The organism is Sorangium sp. So ce394, from assembly GCF_051474665.1.
GTDB classification, from domain to species: Bacteria; Myxococcota_A; Polyangia; order Polyangiales; family Polyangiaceae; genus Sorangium; species Sorangium cellulosum_D.
The window spans coordinates 10,768,729-10,786,005 of record NZ_CP150339.1; the positions used below are offsets into that span (position 1 = coordinate 10,768,729).

13 protein-coding genes are annotated in these 17,277 nt (G+C 73.0%); 5 read left to right on the plus strand and 8 right to left on the minus strand.

The genetic code is table 11. The annotated features are described in order from the left end of the window. Positions 1-13 precede the first annotated feature (13 nt). Positions 14-2,494: a replication restart helicase PriA gene (gene priA / locus WMF33_RS39790; RefSeq protein WP_437333490.1), complete on the minus strand. Its 2,481-nt coding sequence runs from the start codon at positions 2,492-2,494 to the stop codon at positions 14-16. A gap of 484 nt (positions 2,495-2,978) precedes the next feature. On the opposite strand from priA, the gene WMF33_RS39795 reads away from it, so the two are divergent. Continuing rightward, positions 2,979-3,578: a DUF2231 domain-containing protein gene (locus WMF33_RS39795; protein WP_061622804.1), complete on the plus strand. Its 600-nt coding sequence runs from the start codon at positions 2,979-2,981 to the stop codon at positions 3,576-3,578. A gap of 187 nt (positions 3,579-3,765) precedes the next feature. Here the strand turns inward: WMF33_RS39795 and WMF33_RS39800 are convergent, their stop codons facing one another. Further along, positions 3,766-5,223 (minus strand): serine/threonine-protein kinase, encoded by a 1,458-nt coding sequence (locus tag WMF33_RS39800; protein WP_437333491.1) that lies wholly within the window; start codon positions 5,221-5,223, stop codon positions 3,766-3,768. 237 nt (positions 5,224-5,460) lie between these two features. Between WMF33_RS39800 and WMF33_RS39805 the strand changes: the two genes are divergently transcribed. The 4 genes from WMF33_RS39805 to WMF33_RS39820 all read left to right on the plus strand — a co-directional run bounded on the left by WMF33_RS39805 (position 5,461) and on the right by WMF33_RS39820 (position 10,421). Continuing rightward, positions 5,461-6,447, plus strand: a complete 987-nt coding sequence (locus tag WMF33_RS39805) for a helical backbone metal receptor (RefSeq protein WP_437333492.1) — start codon at positions 5,461-5,463, stop codon at positions 6,445-6,447. A 156-nt stretch (positions 6,448-6,603) separates the two neighbouring features. Then, entirely contained in the window at positions 6,604-6,870 is a 267-nt protein-coding gene (locus WMF33_RS39810; RefSeq protein ID WP_012239660.1) for an acyl carrier protein, read from the plus strand. Further along, positions 6,867-8,672, plus strand: a complete 1,806-nt coding sequence (locus WMF33_RS39815) for a fatty acyl-AMP ligase (protein WP_437333493.1) — start codon at positions 6,867-6,869, stop codon at positions 8,670-8,672. Before WMF33_RS39810 ends, WMF33_RS39815 begins: the two co-directional genes overlap by 4 nt. Before the next feature lie 351 nt (positions 8,673-9,023). Next, entirely contained in the window at positions 9,024-10,421 is a 1,398-nt protein-coding gene (locus WMF33_RS39820; protein WP_061629145.1) for an MFS transporter, read from the plus strand. Between the two features lie 73 nt (positions 10,422-10,494). Here the strand turns inward: WMF33_RS39820 and WMF33_RS39825 are convergent, their stop codons facing one another. The 6 genes from WMF33_RS39825 to WMF33_RS39850 all read right to left on the minus strand — a co-directional run bounded on the left by WMF33_RS39825 (position 10,495) and on the right by WMF33_RS39850 (position 17,218). Continuing rightward, positions 10,495-11,772, minus strand: a complete 1,278-nt coding sequence (locus tag WMF33_RS39825; protein ID WP_437333494.1) for an amidohydrolase family protein — start codon at positions 11,770-11,772, stop codon at positions 10,495-10,497. 218 nt (positions 11,773-11,990) lie between these two features. Continuing rightward, positions 11,991-12,848: a fibro-slime domain-containing protein gene (locus WMF33_RS39830; RefSeq protein WP_437333495.1), complete on the minus strand. Its 858-nt coding sequence runs from the start codon at positions 12,846-12,848 to the stop codon at positions 11,991-11,993. Positions 12,849-13,382: 534 nt separating this feature from the next. After that, a complete protein-coding gene (locus WMF33_RS39835; protein WP_437333496.1) occupies positions 13,383-14,690 on the minus strand; it encodes a hypothetical protein in 1,308 nt (435 codons plus the stop codon). Further along, positions 14,687-15,604 carry a hypothetical protein gene (locus WMF33_RS39840; protein WP_437333497.1) on the minus strand — a complete coding sequence of 306 codons (918 nt, stop codon included), beginning with the start codon at positions 15,602-15,604 and terminating at the stop codon, positions 14,687-14,689. The genes WMF33_RS39835 and WMF33_RS39840 overlap by 4 nt, the downstream gene beginning before the upstream one ends. Beyond that, positions 15,601-16,434, minus strand: coding sequence for a hypothetical protein (locus WMF33_RS39845; RefSeq protein WP_437333498.1), 834 nt, complete (start codon positions 16,432-16,434; stop codon positions 15,601-15,603). The genes WMF33_RS39840 and WMF33_RS39845 overlap by 4 nt, the downstream gene beginning before the upstream one ends. After that, the gene (locus WMF33_RS39850; RefSeq protein ID WP_020740128.1) at positions 16,409-17,218 is read right to left on the minus strand and encodes a ParA family protein; all 810 of its coding nucleotides are present in this window, start codon (positions 17,216-17,218) and stop codon (positions 16,409-16,411) included. The genes WMF33_RS39845 and WMF33_RS39850 overlap by 26 nt, the downstream gene beginning before the upstream one ends. Positions 17,219-17,277: the final 59 nt, after the last annotated feature.

A 17,277-nucleotide genomic window follows, 5' to 3' on the forward strand; every position in this document is an offset into this window, starting at 1 on the left:
CGCGGCGCGCCGGTCACAGCATCGCGACCGGATCCACGTCGATGATCACCCGCGCGTTCCGGTCGATCCCGTCGCGCATCAGCCCGGTGAGCGCCGCGAGCGTCCCCCGGAGCGGCCCGCGCTCGCGCGCCCGGAGGAGCACCCGGAACCGGTACCGCCCGCGCAGCCGCGCGATCGGCGCCGCCGACGGCCCGAGCACCTCGACGCGCCGCGCGAGCCCGTCCGGACACGTGCGCGCGTGGGCCGCGAGCTTCGCCGCGGCGCCGCGGCCCACGCCCTCGTCGACCGCGTCGATCCGGATCAGCGCGAGGCGCGTGGCCGGCGGGTAGCCCACCTCCTCGCGGTCGCGGATCTCCCGCTGGAGGAAGCCCGGCACGTCGTGCGCCGCGGCGAACGCGATCGCCGGGTGCTCGGGGTTGCGCGTCTGGATGAGCACCCGGCCCGGGCGGTCGCGCCGCCCCGCGCGCCCGGCCACCTGCACGAGCAGCTGGAAGCCGCGCTCGGCCGCCCGGAAATCCGGCAGCCCCAGCGCGGCGTCGGCGTTCACCACGCCGACCAGGGTCACGTTGGGCAGATCGTGGCCCTTCGTGACCATCTGCGTGCCGACCAGGATGTCGATCTTGCCCTCGCGCATCCTCGCGAGGATCGCCTGCGAGCGGTCCTTGCCCGCGACGTCGCGGTCGAGGCGGGCCACGCGCGCCTCCGGGAACGAGGCGGCGATCGTGGCCTCGAGCCGCTCGGTGCCGAGGCCCTCGAGCAGCAGGGTCCGCGAGCCGCACGACGCGCAGCGCTCCGGCAGCGGCCCCGCGTAGTCGCAGTAATGGCAGCGCAGGAGCCCGCCCTGCGGCCGCTCGTCGAGCGGCGCCGCCGGCCCCGGCGCGGGCGCGCCCGGCGCAGGCGCGCCCCCCGGCGCTTGCGGGCGCGCGTCGCGGCGCCGCCCGCGGTGGTAGGTCAGCGCGACCGAGCACGCCGAGCACGTCGTCAGGTTCCCGCACGAGCCGCAGACGACGCTCGGCGCGAAGCCGCGCCGGTTCAGGAACAGGATCGCCTGCTCCTTCGCCGCGAGCGTCCGCTCGAGCGCGCGGTGCAGCGGCAGCGAGATCAGCGGGTCGCCCGAGGGGCCGGCGCCGAAGCGGCGGAGATCGACCAGGGTGACCTCCGGGAGGCTGGCCTCACGGTGCGCGCGGTCCGGCAGGCGCAGCTCGGCGAGCTTGCCGCGGCGCACCAGCGCGACCGACTCGATGGAGGGCGTCGCGGAGCCGAGCACGCACACCGCCCCGGCGCGGTGGGCGCGGAGCAGCGCCATGTCGCGCGCGTGGTAGCGCACGCCCTCCTCCTGCTTGAACGAGCCGTCGTGCTCCTCGTCGACGAGGATGAGCCCGAGATCCGGCACGGGCGCGAACAGGGCGGAGCGCGCCCCGATGGCGACGCGCACCTTGCCGCCGTGGAGGCTCGCCCACATCGCGTGGCGGTCGGCGTCGCTCAGCCCGCTGTGCAGCACGGCGAGCTCGTCGCCGAAGCGGGCGCGGAAGCGGGCGACGAGCTGCGGAGTGAGGGCGATCTCCGGCACCATCACGAGCGCGCCGCGGCCGCGGTCGAGGCAGCTCTTGATGGCGCGCAGGTACACCTCGGTCTTGCCGGAGCCGGTCACGCCGAAGAGGAGGAACGCGCTCGGCCCGGCGGGCCGCGCCTCGCGCGGGGCGGCCCCGCGCGCCTCCGCGTCTGCGGGCGCGGACGGCGCCGCGCTTCCGGGCACGGACGGCGCCGCGCTTCCGGGCGCGGACAGCGCCGCGAGCGCCGCGTCGATCCGCGCCGCGGCCTCGGCCTGCGCCGGGTTCAGCTCGGGGGGCACGTCGCGCTCCTCGGGCAGGCGGAAGAACGGGTCGCGCGGCGGCTCGCGCTCGTCGAGGGCGACGAGGCCCCGCTCGGCGAGCTTCTTCAGGGCGCTGCGCGCGTTGCCGTAGCGCTCCTCGAGCCGCGCGACCGGCTGCTCGCCGTTCGCCCGGAGCAGCGCGAGCACCGCGGCGGCCTGCCCGCGGAGCGTGCCCGGCTCCTCGACCACGTCCGTCGCGCTGGCGTACGCCACCTTGCGGCCGCCCACCTGCTTGGCCCGGCCGAGATCGAGCATGCCGTCGAGCTCGCCCTGCGCCTTGAGCGCCCGCACCTGCTCGCGCTCGATCGCCGGCAGCGCGAGGCGGAGCACCTCCCCGATCGGCGCGAAGTAGTACGCGGCGAGCTCCTGCAGGAACGAGAGCAGCTCCGCCGGCAGCGCCGGGCGCGCGTCGACGAGGGCCGCGAGCGGCTTGATCTTGGACGGGTCGATGGCCGCGCTGCGCTCGCTGACGGCGAGCACGACGCCGAGCAGCTTGCGCCGGTGGAACTCGCAGAGCACGCGCGCCCCCGGCCGCACCTCGCCGGCGAGCGCGGCCGGCACCTCGTAGGTGAAGGCCTGCGAGAGCGGGACGGGCACCGCGACGTCGGCGAGGAGGGGCATCGCTCCGGGAGGCCGCGCTCGGCGCGGCACGGGCGAGATACCAGAGAACGCCGCTCAGGACGAGGAATGCACGAGACGGGCGCGCACGGTGCGCCCGTCCAGTCCCGCGGTCCCGAAAAGCGGGCAAAAAAAGCGCCGCCGGGGCCTCGGGGGGGGGAAGGCCGCGCCGGCAGCGCTGCCCGGACAGAGAGCACCGTCCGTGCCATCTCTGCTGTTCTCGATCCGAACGTATTTCGTCTGAGATGAGGCGTTCCTGGATTTCGAATCTGAAATTTCAGCAATTCACCATTGCAGAAGCGAATTCCGCCGGCGTGTCCGCGCGTCGCACCGGCACGCACCGCGTGAGGGGGTGGGAACGCCCGAGCCGCTCCCGTGGGGTCCGCCGATTGCTCGGGAGCCGGGTCAGGGGCTCACCGCTGGAGGGCCGGCGGGCGGGCGCCATGCGCTGGAAATGTGCGCGATGAGGCGCCTGCGAGGAGGGAACATGATCGGAACCGCGGTCTTGGGGGGAATCGAGGGGCAGGACTGGATCGACCGGATCGCCGACCCGCTTCAGCACGGCATCCGGTCCGTGCTGAGGCGAGCGCCCGTGGTCGCGAAGGTGCTCCACGGCAAGTTCCTCGGGCACCCGCTGCATCCGGTGCTGGTGACCATCCCCATCGGCGCGTGGTCCTGCGGGCTCGTGCTCGACTTCGCGGGCATCGGCCGCCGCGGGCGGCGGCTCCACCGGGGGGCGGACGCGAGCACGGCCATCGGCCTCGGCGGGGCGCTCGTGGCCGCCCTGGCGGGGCTCGCCGACTGGAGCACCACGCTCGGCTCGGCGAAGCGGATCGGGTTCGTCCACGGCGCCATGAACCTGGCGATCGCGGGCGTGTACGGCGCCTCGCTCGCCTCGCGCGCGATCGGGCTGCGGCCGCTCGGGATCGCGCTGTCGACCGCGGGGTTCGGCCTCGCGGGCGCGAGCGGCTGGCTGGGAGGCGAGCTGATCTACCGCTACGGCGTCGGCGTCAGCCACGACGCGTGCGAGCGGAAGCCGGAGTCGCAGGTGCCCGTGCCCGAGGCGCCGATCGCCGACGTCGGTTGACCGCGACGGCGCGCCGAGCGGGGATCGGGGAGAGATTCAACGCAAAGGCGCAGAGGCGCAAAGGCGCAAAAAAGAGCAGATTTCATGCATTTTTACGTCTTTGCGCCTTGGCGCCTTTGCGTTGAGCTCTCTCTCCTCCCGCGCCTCTCGCAAGTCAGATTCCTGGCAGGATGTCTGACCCACGGAGCTATCGCGCCGCGAGGTAGCAGGCCGCGATGCAGAGCGCGGCGAGGGCGAACAGCAGCGCGCCGTGCAGGAGCAGCGGCGCGAGCCCCTGCCGCTCCGGGGGTGCGAGCGGGCGCCGCGGCTTGACCCAGGGCGACGGCGGCTCGACCGCGGCGAGCGCCGCGCCCTGCGCGCCCGCCGCCCTGGCGAGCTGCGCGGCGGCTTCGCTCGCCGCGGGAGCTACCGCCTCCTTCGCCGCCGCCTCGTGCCTCGCCGCGGGCGCCGCCGCCTCCCGCGCGAGCGCCGCGCCGGCGTCCATCGCGCGCGGCGAGGCGGCCGCCGTCGCGACCGGCTCGAGCACCGCGGGCGGACCGAGCTCCAGCGCGCGCACCGCGCGCTCGCGCGCCCGGCGGGCCGCGACCATCTCCATGCCGAAGTTGTCGCGCAGCCACGCCCCGAAGCGCAGCGGGCTCGCCGTCAGCTCGGCCGCCGCCGCGTAAGCGGCGATGTCCCGCAGCATCGCCGCCGCGCTCGGGTAGCGATCCTCGGGCGACTCGGCGAGCGCCCGCGCCACGATCGCGTGGAGCGCCGCCTCGTCGGGGAGCCCGCGCTCCGCGAGCGGCGGGATCTCCGCGCGCCGCGCGAGCTCGAGCAGCTCGACGCGCGCCTCGTCCTTGGAGAGGGCCGCCCCGGGGCCCGCGCTGTACATCCGCCGGCCGGCGAGCAGCTCCCACAGCAGGATGCCCGCCGCGAAGAGGTCGGAGCGCGCGTCGAGCGCCTCGCCGCGCGCCTGCTCCGGGCTCATGTAGCCGGCCTTGCCCTGCAGCGCCTCGTCCAGCGTCCCGCCGCAGCGCTCGTGCGCGCGGGCGATGCCGAAGTCGCAAAGCTTGATCTCGCCCTCGAAGCTCAGGAGCACGTTCGACGGCGAGACGTCGCGGTGCACGACGCCCTTCCGGTGCGCGTAGGCGAGCGCCTGCAGCGCCTCGGCGACGATCAGGAGCGAGAACGCCACCGGGAGCTTCACCTTCTGGCGCGCGCAGCGGCGGAGCAGCTCGCGCAGGTCGAACCCCTCGACGTACTCCATCGCGATGTACAGCGCGCCGTCCTCGCGGCCGAGGTCCTCGACCTGCACGATGGACGCGTGGCGCAGCCCCGCGGCGAGCCTGGCCTCGCTCGCGAGCATCTCCACGAAGCGCGGATCGTGCGCGAACTTCGGGGCGACCTCCTTGATGGCGACGAGGCGCGCGGCGCCGAGATCGGTGCGCACCCGCGCCAGGTAGAGATCGGCCATCCCGCCCTGGCCGATGTGGTCGAACAGGGTGTAGCGGCCGATCCGGCACGGCAACGGCCGCCCGCTGCGGGGCGCCGCCCGGCGCAGCGGGCGCTCCTCGCGGCCGGCGCCGCCGGCGAGCGGAGGCAGGCCGGAAGGCGGGTACGGGAGCGTGCCTCCGCGACGCACATCGAGGCGATCGATCTGCACGGCCCCTCCTCGCAGACATCGCGCGGACGGGCCAACTAAGCGGGCGCCCCCGGGCACCGGGGACGGCCGCGCAGGCCCAGAGGGAGCCCACGCAAGGAACCAACCATTGGAATCTTATAGGTTTTTTGCTCAGCTAGCCCGCAGCTCCCCTGCCCTGATTGCGCTCGCCCGTGCCCCCGGCGCAGCCTGCCTCGCCGATCGCGTGCAGCGCGCGCGGCGGCGGGCTACATCCGGCGCATGACGTTCAGCGCAGGCTGGGGACAGCCCTTTGCCGGATCGTTCATCCGCATCGTCGACGACCGGGGGCGCCGGCACGAGTGGCGCACGCCCCCGCGGCGCATCGTCTCGCTCGTGCCGAGCGACACCTACTCGCTCGTCCGGCTCGGCGCCCAGGGCCGCCTCGTCGGCCGCACCCGCTACTGCGTCGCGCCCGCGGGGGACGTCGAGGGCATCGAGCTCGTCGGCGGCACCAAGGACGCCGACGTCGAGCGCATCGTCGCGCTCGAGCCCGAGGTCGTCGTCGCGAACCAGGAGGAGAACAACCAGCGCGACATCGAGCGCCTCGACGCGGCGGGCCTGCGCGTGCTCGTCTCGTTCCCGAGGCGGGTCGCCGACGGCGTGGCGCACCTCGCCCGGCTGGCACGCCTGCTCGGGCACGGCGTGAAGGCCGCGCCGGCCGCGCCGGAGGGCGGCGCCCAGGACCCGCTGGAGCCGCCGCCCGCCGCGCGCGAGCAGGTCGCGGCCGCCTACCGCGCCCACGCCGCGGCCGAGGCGCTGCGCCGCGATCGCCCGCCGCTCCGCGCCTTCGTCCCGATCTGGATGGACCCGCTGATGACCGTGCACGGCGACACCTTCATCTCCGACATGCTCGACCTCGCCGGCGCCCAGAACGTCTTCGCGGATCGGCCCCGGCGCTACCCGCTCGCGGCCGACCTGGGCAAGGCGCCGCCGCTCCCGCCCGAGCGCGTCCAGGGCCGCGACGTCCGCTACCCCCGCGTCACCCTCGACGAGGTCGTCGCCCGCGCCCCGGAGATCGTGCTGCTGCCCGACGAGCCGCACGCCTTCACCGACGCCGACGCAGAAATATTTCGTTCCCTCGACATCCCCGCCGCTCGCCGCGGCCGCGTGATCCGATGCGATGGCAAGGACCTCATGTGGTATGGCGCGCGGGCGCTCGAGGGGCTCAATCGGCTGCGAGAGATCATCGACGCCGCCCGTCCATGATGCACGGAGCGATCGTCCGTTCAGGGGCGCGCGAGCGCCTGCGGCCGAGTAACGTCGCGGTCGCGCGACCCCGCGGCCGGGCAACGCCGCGGCGGGGCGACGCCGCGGCCGAGCAAGCCCCTCCTCGCCACGCCGCAGTTGGGGTAGGACCGTATGATGACGTGGACACGGGAGACATTGCGGGCAGAGATCATCCAGCTCCTGGAGGGACACACGGCCGGCGAGGTGAAGATCGAGGAGTCGAGCCATCTCGTCGCCGATCTCAGCCTCGACTCGCTCGGGGTGATGGAGATCGTCGCGGATATGGAGGATAAGTTCGACCTCTCGATCCCCGACGACATGTTGCGCGAGGTCGACACGGTCGCCGACGTCGTCAAGGCCATCGAGCTCCGGCTCAAGAACGAAGGAAGGCTCTCGGGATGACGGCTGTTTGGAAAGCGCGGACGGTCGCACAGGCGATCGAGGACGCAGCGGCGAGCACGAAGACGGGCTATCGCTTCATCGAGGAGTCGAGCGAGAACGAGCCGTTCTTCACGCACGGCGGCATCGAGCGGGCGAGCGCGCGCATCGGCGGCGCGCTCCAGGCGCTCGGGCTGGAGAAGGGCGATCGCGTCGCGTTGATCCTGCCGGACAACGCCGACTTCATCTTCGCCTTCCTGGGCGCGATCCGCGCGGGCGTCATCCCGGTGCCCATCTACCCGCCGACGGGCCTCGGCAAGCTGACCGGCTACCTCGAGAACACGCTGCACATCGTCGCGAAGAGCGGGGCCAAGGTCCTGCTCACGAGCGGCGAGATCAAGCGCATGCTCGGCACGATCCAGGCGCAGGCGCCGGAGCTCCAGCAGATCGTGGCGGTGGAGGGCATCCGGGGCTCGCGCGAGGAGCTCAAGCCGGTGAAGGTCGAGCTCGACGACGTGTGCTTCCTGCAGTTCACGAGCGGCTCGACGTCGCGGCCGAAGGGCGTGGTGCTCACGCACGCGAACCTGGCCGCGAACGTGCGGGCGATCGTGGAGCTCGGGCTGGCGGTGCGCGAGTCGGTGGACACCGGCGTGTCGTGGCTGCCGCTCTACCACGACATGGGGCTCATCGGCTTCGTGATCGCGCCGCTCTACCACGTGAACACGGTGACGTTCCTGCCCCCGCTCCTGTTCCTGAAGCGGCCGGTGCGCTGGCTGGAGACGATCACGCGCCACCGGGGCAACGTGTCGTTCGGGCCGAACTTCGCCTACGCGCTCTGCGTGAAGCGGATCCGGGAGCAGGAGATGGCGGGGCTCGACCTGTCGACGTGGCGGGTCGCCGGCTGCGGCGCCGAGCCGATCCGGGCGGACAACCTGCGCGCGTTCGCCGAGAAGTTCGCGCCGGTCGGGTTCGACGAGAAGGCGTTCGTCTGCTCGTACGGCATGGCCGAGAGCACGCTGGCGGTGTCGTTCAGCGCGCTCGGGACCGGGCTGCAGACCGACGCGGTGGACGGCGAGACGCTCTGGAAGGAGGGCAAGGCGGTGCCCGTGCCGGCCGAGAGCGACGGGGCGTCGTCGCTCGTGCAGTGCGGGTCGGCGTTCGAGGGGCACGAGATCGCGGTGTTCGCGTCGGACGACGCGGAGAGCGCGCGCCCGCTCGGCGACCGCGAGGTCGGGGAGCTGCGGCTGCGGGGGCCGAGCGTGATGCCCGGGTACTTCAACGAGCCGGACCTGACGAAGGAGGCGTTCGCGGGCGGCTGGCTGCGGACGGGCGATCTCGGGTACCTCGCGGAGGGCAAGGTCTATATCTGCGGGCGCTCGAAGGAGGTCATCATCGTCAACGGGCGCAACTACTACCCGCAGGATCTCGAGTGGGAGGCGAGCCGCGTCGCCGGGGTCCGGAAGGGGAACGTGATCGCGTTCGGGACGATGAAGCCGCACAACGACCGCGAGCGGGTGGTCATCGTGTTCGAGACGACGGCGTCGGACGAGCAGGAGAAGCAATCGCTGAGAGGCGAGGTGCGCCGCGTGGTGCAGCAGGCCATGGGGCTCACGGTCGACGACGTGGTGGCGGTCGGGGCAGGCGTGCTGCCGAAGACGTCGAGCGGGAAGCTCCAGCGGAGCAAGACGCGGGAGCTCTACGAGAACGGGGAGCTCCTGATCCGGAGCTCGTCGCGCGACGGGGACCGGCTGGACGCGGCCAAGGAGTTCGCCAAGAGCCAGATCAACTACTTCCGGCACGCGATTTTCCGCGGGCGCGGGGGGTGATCCGGGGGGCAGCGGGGATCTGAACCGCAGGGGCCGCCGGAGGGGGCAGGGAGCGCGTGCGGCGCGCGCGGGGCCCCGCCGGACTCGCACGCGCCCTGAACCTTACCCTGCGGGTAAGGCCCAGGGCGCGTGCTCAGACATCGGCCCGTCCCCACGCGCGCCGCACGCGCTCCCTGCCCCCTCCGGCGGCTCGAGGCCGCCAAGGAGGCGCTGCGCGGCGGCTTGCTGGAGAGTGGTGGTTTGCTGGAGAGCGACGGCTGTTCGTGCGGCGGCTCTCGGTGAAGCGGGCGGGCGCGAAGGCGTAGCCGCTGGTGCGGGGGGCCGTTATCGTCGGCGGCCGGAGGGCGATCCATGCCTGCTTGGCTCAATCAGCTGCTGCCGATCCTTCTGCTGCTCGCGGCCATCGCGGTCGTCATGCGGCGGCTGCCGAAGATCGACCTCGGACACTCGGAGGAGTTCAAGCGCCGGCGGCTCTTCAACTGGTTTCCGCTCGGGCTCACCTACGCCTTCCTCTACATGGGGCGGTACAACTTCTCCGCCAACGCGTCCGCGCTCGACGCGATGCAGCTCGTCAGCAAGCAGGAGTTCGGGAACATCGACGGCTGGGGCTCGACCGTCTACGGGGTCGCCTTCCTGCTGAACGGGCCGCTCACCGACCGGTGGGGCGGGCGCGCCACCATCCTGCTCGCCGCGGGCGGCTCCGCGCTCATGAACCTGCTCATGGGGGGCGCCGTCCGCCTCGCCCAGGATGGACAGCTCGGCCACGACGCGGCCGTCACCGCCATGACCGCGCTCTTCGCCGGCAACATGTACTTCCAGAGCTTCGGCGCCGTATCCATCGTCAAGGTGAACGCGCCCTGGTTCCACGTCCGCGAGCGCGGGATGCTCGGCGGCGTCTTCGGTATCCTTATCTCGCTGGGGCTCTATTTCGCCTACGACTGGAGTCGATTCATCGCCAAACACCTGCCGATGCCGTGGGTCTTCTACGTCCCCGCCCTGCTGCTGCTCGGCTTCCTCGTGCTCGACTTCTTCGTCATCCGCGACACGCCTGGCCAGGCGGGCTTCCAGGACTTCGATACGGCCGACGCTTCCTCGGGCGACACCGGCGAGCGCCTCGGCGCGATCGAGGTCGCGCGGCGCATGTTCTCGCAAAGAGTCATCTGGATCATCGTCGCCATCGAGTTCTGCAGCGGCTTCCTCCGCAACGCCGTCATGAAGTGGTACCTCATCTTCGCCGACAAGACCGGCCTCAAGGGCTTCGTGTCGACGCACTGGGGCGTGCTCCTCTGCATCGCCGGCATCCTGGGCGGCGTCTTCGCCGGCTTCATCTCGGACCACGTGTTCGAGTCGCGCCGCGGCCCCGTGGCCTCCGTGCTGTACGCAGGGCTCGTGATCGGCGCGGTGATCGTCATCTTCACGCTGAGCCTGCCCATCGCGGGGTGGACCGTCGTGTTCATGTCCCTGTGCGTGATCGGCGTCCACGGCATGCTCTCCGGGACCGCGAGCATGGACTTCGGCGGAAAGAAGAACGCCGGCGTCGCGACAGGCATCATCGACGGCTTCGTCTATCTGGGCACGGCGGCGCAGTCGTTCCTCTACGCCAGCATCCTGCCCTCGGGCGACGCGGCGAAGGACCCGGGGAACTGGATGCCATGGCCCGTCGCCATGCTCCCCGTCGCCCTCGTCGGCTTCGCGCTGGCGACGCGCGTGTGGAACGCGAGGCCGCAACGACAGGCGGCCGCCCACTGAGCCCACCGGCGGCGCGAGCGAGCGCCGCGCCGCCCGCCGGGGAGCCGGACCGCCGCGCGGCGCCGGCGGGCGGTCACTCCGCCGCGATCGCGTAAGCGCCCCGCGCGGCGGGCGGTCGCTTGTGGAGCTGGCCGTCCTTCATGATCGCGAGCAGCCGGCCGCTGTCCTGCAGGATTCGAACGTCCTTCGACGGATCCCCGTCGACGAGCAGCAGATCGGCGAGGAACCCCTCCCTGACCTGCCCGAGCTCGTCGCCCATCATCATGAGCTGCGCCCCGAGCCGGGTCGCCGCGACGATCGCGTCCATCGGCGTATAGCCGAGCAGGTCGACGAAGTGCTGGAGATCGCGCGCGTTCCGGCCGATCGGGTTCCAGGTGAAGCCGTAATCGCCGCCCGGCAGGATGCGGACCCCGCGCCGGCGCAGCGCCTTCATGTTCTCGCAGCCGAGCGAGAGCTCGACCTCGAGCGCGCGCGCCACGTCCGGGGGAGGCGTGACGCCGTAATCCTTCGCCTCGTGGAGCGACGTGTAGGTGATGCCGAGCGTCGGCGCGACGAAGATCCTGTCCTTCGCGGCCTCGAGCATGTCGAGCGCCTCGGCGTCCGAGAGGGTCGCGTGATAGAGGATCTCGACGCCGTTGCGCAGGCACATCTTCACGCTCTCGGCGCTGCGCGCGTGGCCGGCGACGCGCTTGCCGCGCGAGCGCGCCACCTCGCAGACGGCGGCCACCTCGGCCTCGTTCATGACGGTGTGCATCGCCCTGGCGCTCGGCACGAACTCGTCGCCCGAGGGGTTGATCTTGAGGGTATCGACCCCCTCGCGGACGAAATGGCGCGCGGCCCGGCGGAACTCGTCCGGTCCGTCGGCGATGAGCGCGAAGCTCTCGCGGTGGAGGTGGTGGAGCCGGACGTCGCCGAGGCCGCCGGTGACCGTCATCTCCGGCGAGGCGGCGAGCATGCGCGGCCCCGGGATCTCCCCGGCGTTGATGGCGTTGCGGATCACGACGTCGAGCCGCGGCTTCGCCGACGCGGCGCTCAGGATGCTCGTGAAGCCGTGATCCAGGAGCACGCGCGCGTGCTTCATCGTGAGCAGCGTGTGCTCCTCCGGCGGGATATCGCCGAGCGACGCGAGGTCCGACGTGTTGGCGAAGCTCGGGTGCGCGTGGGCCTCGACCATGCCCGGCATCAGGGCAGCGCCTCCGCCGTCGATCACCTCGGCGCCGGGCGCGGACAGCGCCCCCGCCGTCCGGGAGATCGCCTGGATCCGGTTGCCCTCGATCAGGACCTCACCGCGATACGGCGGCGCGCCCGTGCCGTCCACGACCGTCACGTTTCTGAAGAGGATCGGCGTCATCTGCTTCCTTCCAGCCTCGCGTCGACGTGCTCTGCGTTCGGAACGCTTCCGCGGATCGGACGTGCAGGCGGCGCAATCTACCACATCGCCGGGGGCCAGCGTCACCCGACGCCGCGCTGGGCGCGTGCACGGAGGGACGAGGAGCCCAGCCCCGCGCCGCCGCTCGGCGAGATCGATCTCGCCGAGGTGCTCCGGTGCTGCCGGCGGCGGCCCTGCCGCTACAGGATGATCGGCTCGCAGTTCGTGTACTTGAGCGTCGAGATCATGAACGTCGATCCGCCGCTGCGGCGCTCCGCGAAGAAGATGTCGAGCGGGTAGTCCTTCCCGAGATCGAGGCCGAGATCCTCGGCCATCGCGTCGAGATCGAGGGTGTCGAACATGGCGCCGTGGACCCCGCCGAGATCCATCACCAGCTGATTGTTGATGAACACCCAGATGTCGTCGTCGCCGCCGAAGATGAAGTCGTCCCCGCCCCTGTACCTGAAATTCATGTGGAGCTCGAACGTGAAGCCGTAATTATGGTCCCTGTCCTGGTTGCCCCAGCCTTTGCCGTCGATGGGGAAGAACTCCCTGCTGGAGAAGAGACGAAACTCGCCATCGCTCACGTCGAGGGGGACGACGAACCGGATCGAACGGTTGACCCTCGGGACGTCCCGGAACCATTGATCGAAGTACTCGGGCCCGGTCGTGTACTCCGTGGCCCCCGCGTGGGCGTACACCGGCTTCTGGTCAGGGCCGAGCACGGGCTCGACGAGCCCCGGCAACCCCGTGCCCTCGAAGTGCTCGAAGTCCGGGTGCCCGCCGGGCGTGTCGAAGGCCTTGAAATCGCGCACCACCCCTTCGAGCCGCGGCGCGCAGCCGGCTTGCCCGCCGCTCGAGGAGGACGCGCCCGGGAAGGAGCCGCCGCCGGCCGGCGAGAAGTCGCCGCCCAGGCCGGTCCCGGAGGAGCCGCCCCCCGTCCCGGAGAGGTCGATGGTTTTCCCGATGATCTCGGGGGTCGCGGTGCACGCGGCGAGCGCGAGCGCCGAGAGAAGGAAGGCTAGCGATAGAGGAAGACCTGACACAGCAAGGCTCATCTTCAATGGCGCGTATAGCATATCGGGTCGACGCGCGCCCGCGCGCGTCCTTGCTCCGCAGCCGCTGCGGGCGCGCGCGCCGGAGCGCTCTGCCGGGACGACGCGGCCCGGGCGGCATACAACGGAGCAGAAAGTCGAGCCGCCAAGGCACCAGGGACGCCGAGATCTTGTTCTCTATCGTGGCGTTCTTGGCGTTTCATTTCTCGGTCGGTCATCGAGAGCGGTGTTCCAGAGCGGTTCTCGGCTGCGACCGAGACACCGTTCACCGTCTTCCGTCTCTCGTCCCCGTCTCTCGTCCCCGTCTTCCGTCTTCGTGCGCGTCCTTCGTGCGCGTGCGCAGGCGCGATTCCCCGGAATCAGCGCGCACGCGCACGGAAGAGCAAAGACGAGAGACGGAGACGGAAGACGGAGACGGCAGACGGGGACGAGAGACGGAGGACGGTGTCTCAGTCCCAGCGAAATACCGCTCCAGCCCGCCGAGGCGCGACGTCCTCTGCTCCATTCAGCCAGCGCCGCGCGCCGCGCGAGCCGCCATCACCACCGGTCCTCGATCGCCTCCACCCGCACCTCGCACGCGTCGTCCCCCCGCAGCGGCGACTTCGTCTCCTGCACCCGGAACCGCGTCCCGATCTTGAACAACCCCCCGTACGTCTCCGCGTCGATCGGCCGCTCCGTCCCGAAATCCACGCGGTGCAGCAGCTGCATGATCGCGAGCGCCGTCCCCTGCTGGAACAGGAGCCGCGGCCGCGCCGTGGACCCGTGCTTCATCGCGTAATACGCGCTCTCGTGCGTGATCGGCGCCCGCAACACCAGCACCCGGCCCGGCTGGAACTCGGGCGCGGAGAGCGCCCCCCACCCGAGCGCGCGGGCGAGCCCGAGCAGCTGCTCCAGGCGCCCGTGCTGATCCCGGCCCACCGGACCGCACATCGCCTCGAACGACGCCGACGCGAGCATCCCCCCGAGCAGATGGAACGCGCCCGTCTGCGCCGCCTCCCGCACCAGCGCCTCGAACACCGGGACCAGCTCCGGAGACCGCCGCTCGATGAGGTGCACCGTGTCGAACGTCTTCTGATCGATGTACCCCACCGGCAAGAGCGCCAGGTTCACGCCGTACGCCGAGATGAGCCCGCGCTCGTCCGACCGCTGCGCCCCGAGCTCCTCCAGCATCGCGTCCCCCGTGCGCTGCGCCCGCGCCTCGGGGCCGCTCTCGGGCTCCCAGCTCACCCGCGCCGACTCGACCACCTTGCGCGTCAGCGCCTCGCCGAAGCGCGGCCGCTCCGAGCGCCGCGCCAGCAGGAAGGTGCAGGCCGCATCGCCCCGCGCGACGCACGTCACCTCCTCGGCGTCGAGCCGACCCCAGTCCGACGGGAACGCGAGGCTCGCCGCCGCCGAACAGTAGCCAGACGCGAACGCGTCCACGGCCAGCCGGTTCTGGATCCGACCGCCGTACTTCGCGTGGAAGCTCGTGCCGTGGAAGAGCGCCTCCGCCTGCACCGCGCCGCCCTCGGCGCTCAGCTCGAAGCGCAGGCGCCCCTGCCCCATCGCCGCGAACAGCTCGGCCGCGAGCTCGAGCTTCTCCTCCGGCGAGGCGCCGTGGCGCGCCGCGTACAGCGGGCCGAGCAGCGCGTGCGCCGCCTCGAACGCCGCCTGCCGGCGCACGCCGCGGCTCTCGCCGCCGAGCGCGTCGAAGATCGTCTGCTCCAGGAAGAGCGCGAAGTGGTGCGAGTGCGCGATCACCAGCTGGTCCGCCACGTGGAGCAGGCAGTGCGGCGCGATCGGCCCGAGCAGATCGCCGAGCGGCCCGTCGATGCGGCCCCGCAGGCCGCGCCGGAGCGCCGTCACAGGAGCCTCCGCAGCGCGGCGCGCTCCAGGCCCAGGATGTCCGCCACCGCCGTCTCGATGAGCACCGTCGCCTCCGCACCCAGCTCGCCAGGGTGATCGAGCGCGAGCGGCGTCAGCCCCGCGCGCAGGGCGAGCCGCAGCCGCGCGACGTGCGGCTCCGGCGCGCGAGCCTCGAGCAGCGCGAGCAGCCGCTCGATCCGCGCGGCCTCGGCCGACGGCGGGTCCGCCGGCGGCGGCGTCCCCCCGGTCCGGCGCGCCGGGATGCTCGACGAGCCCCGCGGCGGGGCGGAGCGCGCGACGCCCCGCACGAGATCGTCCACCGTGTCCGCGCTGAGCGCCTCCTCGAACAGCCCCGGCGGGTCGCTCAGCATCTCCTCGGGCGGCTCCTCGAGCGGCAGCTCGGGCGCGAGCGACGCGGCCAGCCGCTGCGCCACGAGCCGCGCCATGCCGAGCGGCATCGTGGCGTCGAACAGGCTCGCGACCACGCACGCGCGGACGCGGCGCAAGAGGACGGTCCGGCCGCTCAGCTCCAGGGTGACCACCGGGTCCGGCAGCTCCTCCCCGCGGCCGTGCGAGCCCGGCGGCTTGCTCGACGACCGCGCGCCGCGGCCGCGGCTCGAGCGGGCCGACGCCTCGCGCTCCGGGACGAGCCGCTGCGCGGCGAGCTGGCTCCCGAGGTACGCGTCGCGGAGCCCCGCGGCGACGTCGCCCGGCGAGAGGGCCGCGCCCTCGCGGACGAACAGGGCGTGGACGCGCGCGTCGCTGAGGTGGAACACGACGATCGCGTCGAGGCCGTCGACGCCGTAGCCGATGCTGTCGAGCGCGATCGGCGCGAGCGGATCGTCGTCGTCCAGCGCGCCCGCGACGGCCGCGACCTCACGGTCGAGCGAGGCCTCGCCGTACTCCTCGCTCACCCGACGACCCCGACCGCGGCGTCGAGCGCGTGCCGGCACGCGATGCGGACGGCGTGCGCCTCGCGCGGCATGAGCGGGACCGCGCGCATCAGGCCGACGATGTACGCGGCCGAGCGCGCCTGGAACCCGATGAGCTGGAAGAACGGCCCGTCGCCGACGCACAGCTCGAACCGCTGCGACGGCGCGCCCGGCAGCGCCGCCACGAGCGAGCCGATCGCCGACGCGATGAGGCCCGAGGCGGCGAGCCGCGCCTCGGTGTCGCGGATCGCGCCGGCGAACGGGAGGCCGGCCGCGTCCGCGAGGAAGACGTCGGTGGCGCCGGTCGCCTCGGCGATCCACTCGACCACCTTCTCGCAGCGCGCGAGCGGCCCGCCCGCCGCGGCGAGGTCCGGGAAGCGCGGCGCCGCGCGCCCCGCCGCGAGCGCCTCGACGGCGAGGTCGAGCCGGTCCGCGAGCGGCTCGCGCGCCGCCACGAACGACGCCGACGAGGCGGGCGACGGCAGGTCGAGCGCCTGCCGCGCGTCGCCGTCGTCGGCCGACGGGGGCAGCGCGCTGCGCAGGCCGAGCGCGCCGCCGGCGCCCACGCTCGACATCGGCGAGAGGTCGCTCGACGGCGCGAGCTCCTCGAACGACGGCGACAGCGGCGCCGCGGACACCGGCTCCACGTCCGCGCGCGCGGTCGGCGGCGGCCGCGAGTCGAACGACACGAGCGGCGCGCCCGCGGGGGCGAAAGGCGGCGCCTGCCGCTTCCGCGGCTTCGGCTGCTTGACGAGCGCCGCCGCGGTGAGGACGGCGCCGTCGAGGTCAAAGGAGGAGCGAGATCGGGCCATCGTCATCGTCCGGCGAGGTGGGCTCCAGGCGAACCAGCACGTCGTTCGCGAGCTGGTCGAAGACGCGCGCGAGCGGCGGAGGCCGCTTCTGCATGAGCAGGAGCGGCGCCCCGCGCAGGGACGCCTCGAGGAACGCCTCGTCGCGCGGGATGACGGTATCGAGGATGATCCCGTCGGGGAACCGGGTCCAGAGCGCCTCGGCGACGTCGAGCGACGCGGGCGCCTGCCGATCGAACATCGACAGCACCATGCCGAGCAGCGAGAGCCGCGGGTTCTTCTCGGCGCGGACGCGATCGATCACCGCGAGCAGCTGGCCGACCGACCGGAGCGCGAGCGGCTCGGCCTGGAGCGGCAGGAGCGCGTGCGTCGCGACCTCGAGCGCGCGCGTCGTGACCTTGCCGAGCCCCGCGGGGCAGTCCACGACCACGAGGTCGAAATCCGGCGCGATCCTCGCGAGCACGCTCGGGAGCACGGGCCCGCGGGCGAGCGCGTCCTCGAAGCCCGGGACCGTCGTGGGGTCGACCCGGCCGACCGTGAGCACCTGGAGCTGCGGATCGCGCGTCCGGAGCAGCACCGACTCGAGGCGCTCGGCGCCCGTGAGCAGCTCCGCCACGCCCGGTCGCGCGCGGTCGGCGAGCCCCAGCGACAGCCCGAGGCTCCCCTGGGCGTCGAGCTCGAGGATCAGCGCGCGGTGACCCGCGCGCGCAAGGGCGAGCCCCAGGTTGAGGGATATCGTGGTCTTCCCCACGCCGCCCTTCTGGCTCGCGACCGCAATGACGTACATGGACTCCCCGACGGCGCGCAGTGCCGGCGCCCAGGGGGCATCCTAACAGGACGGACGCC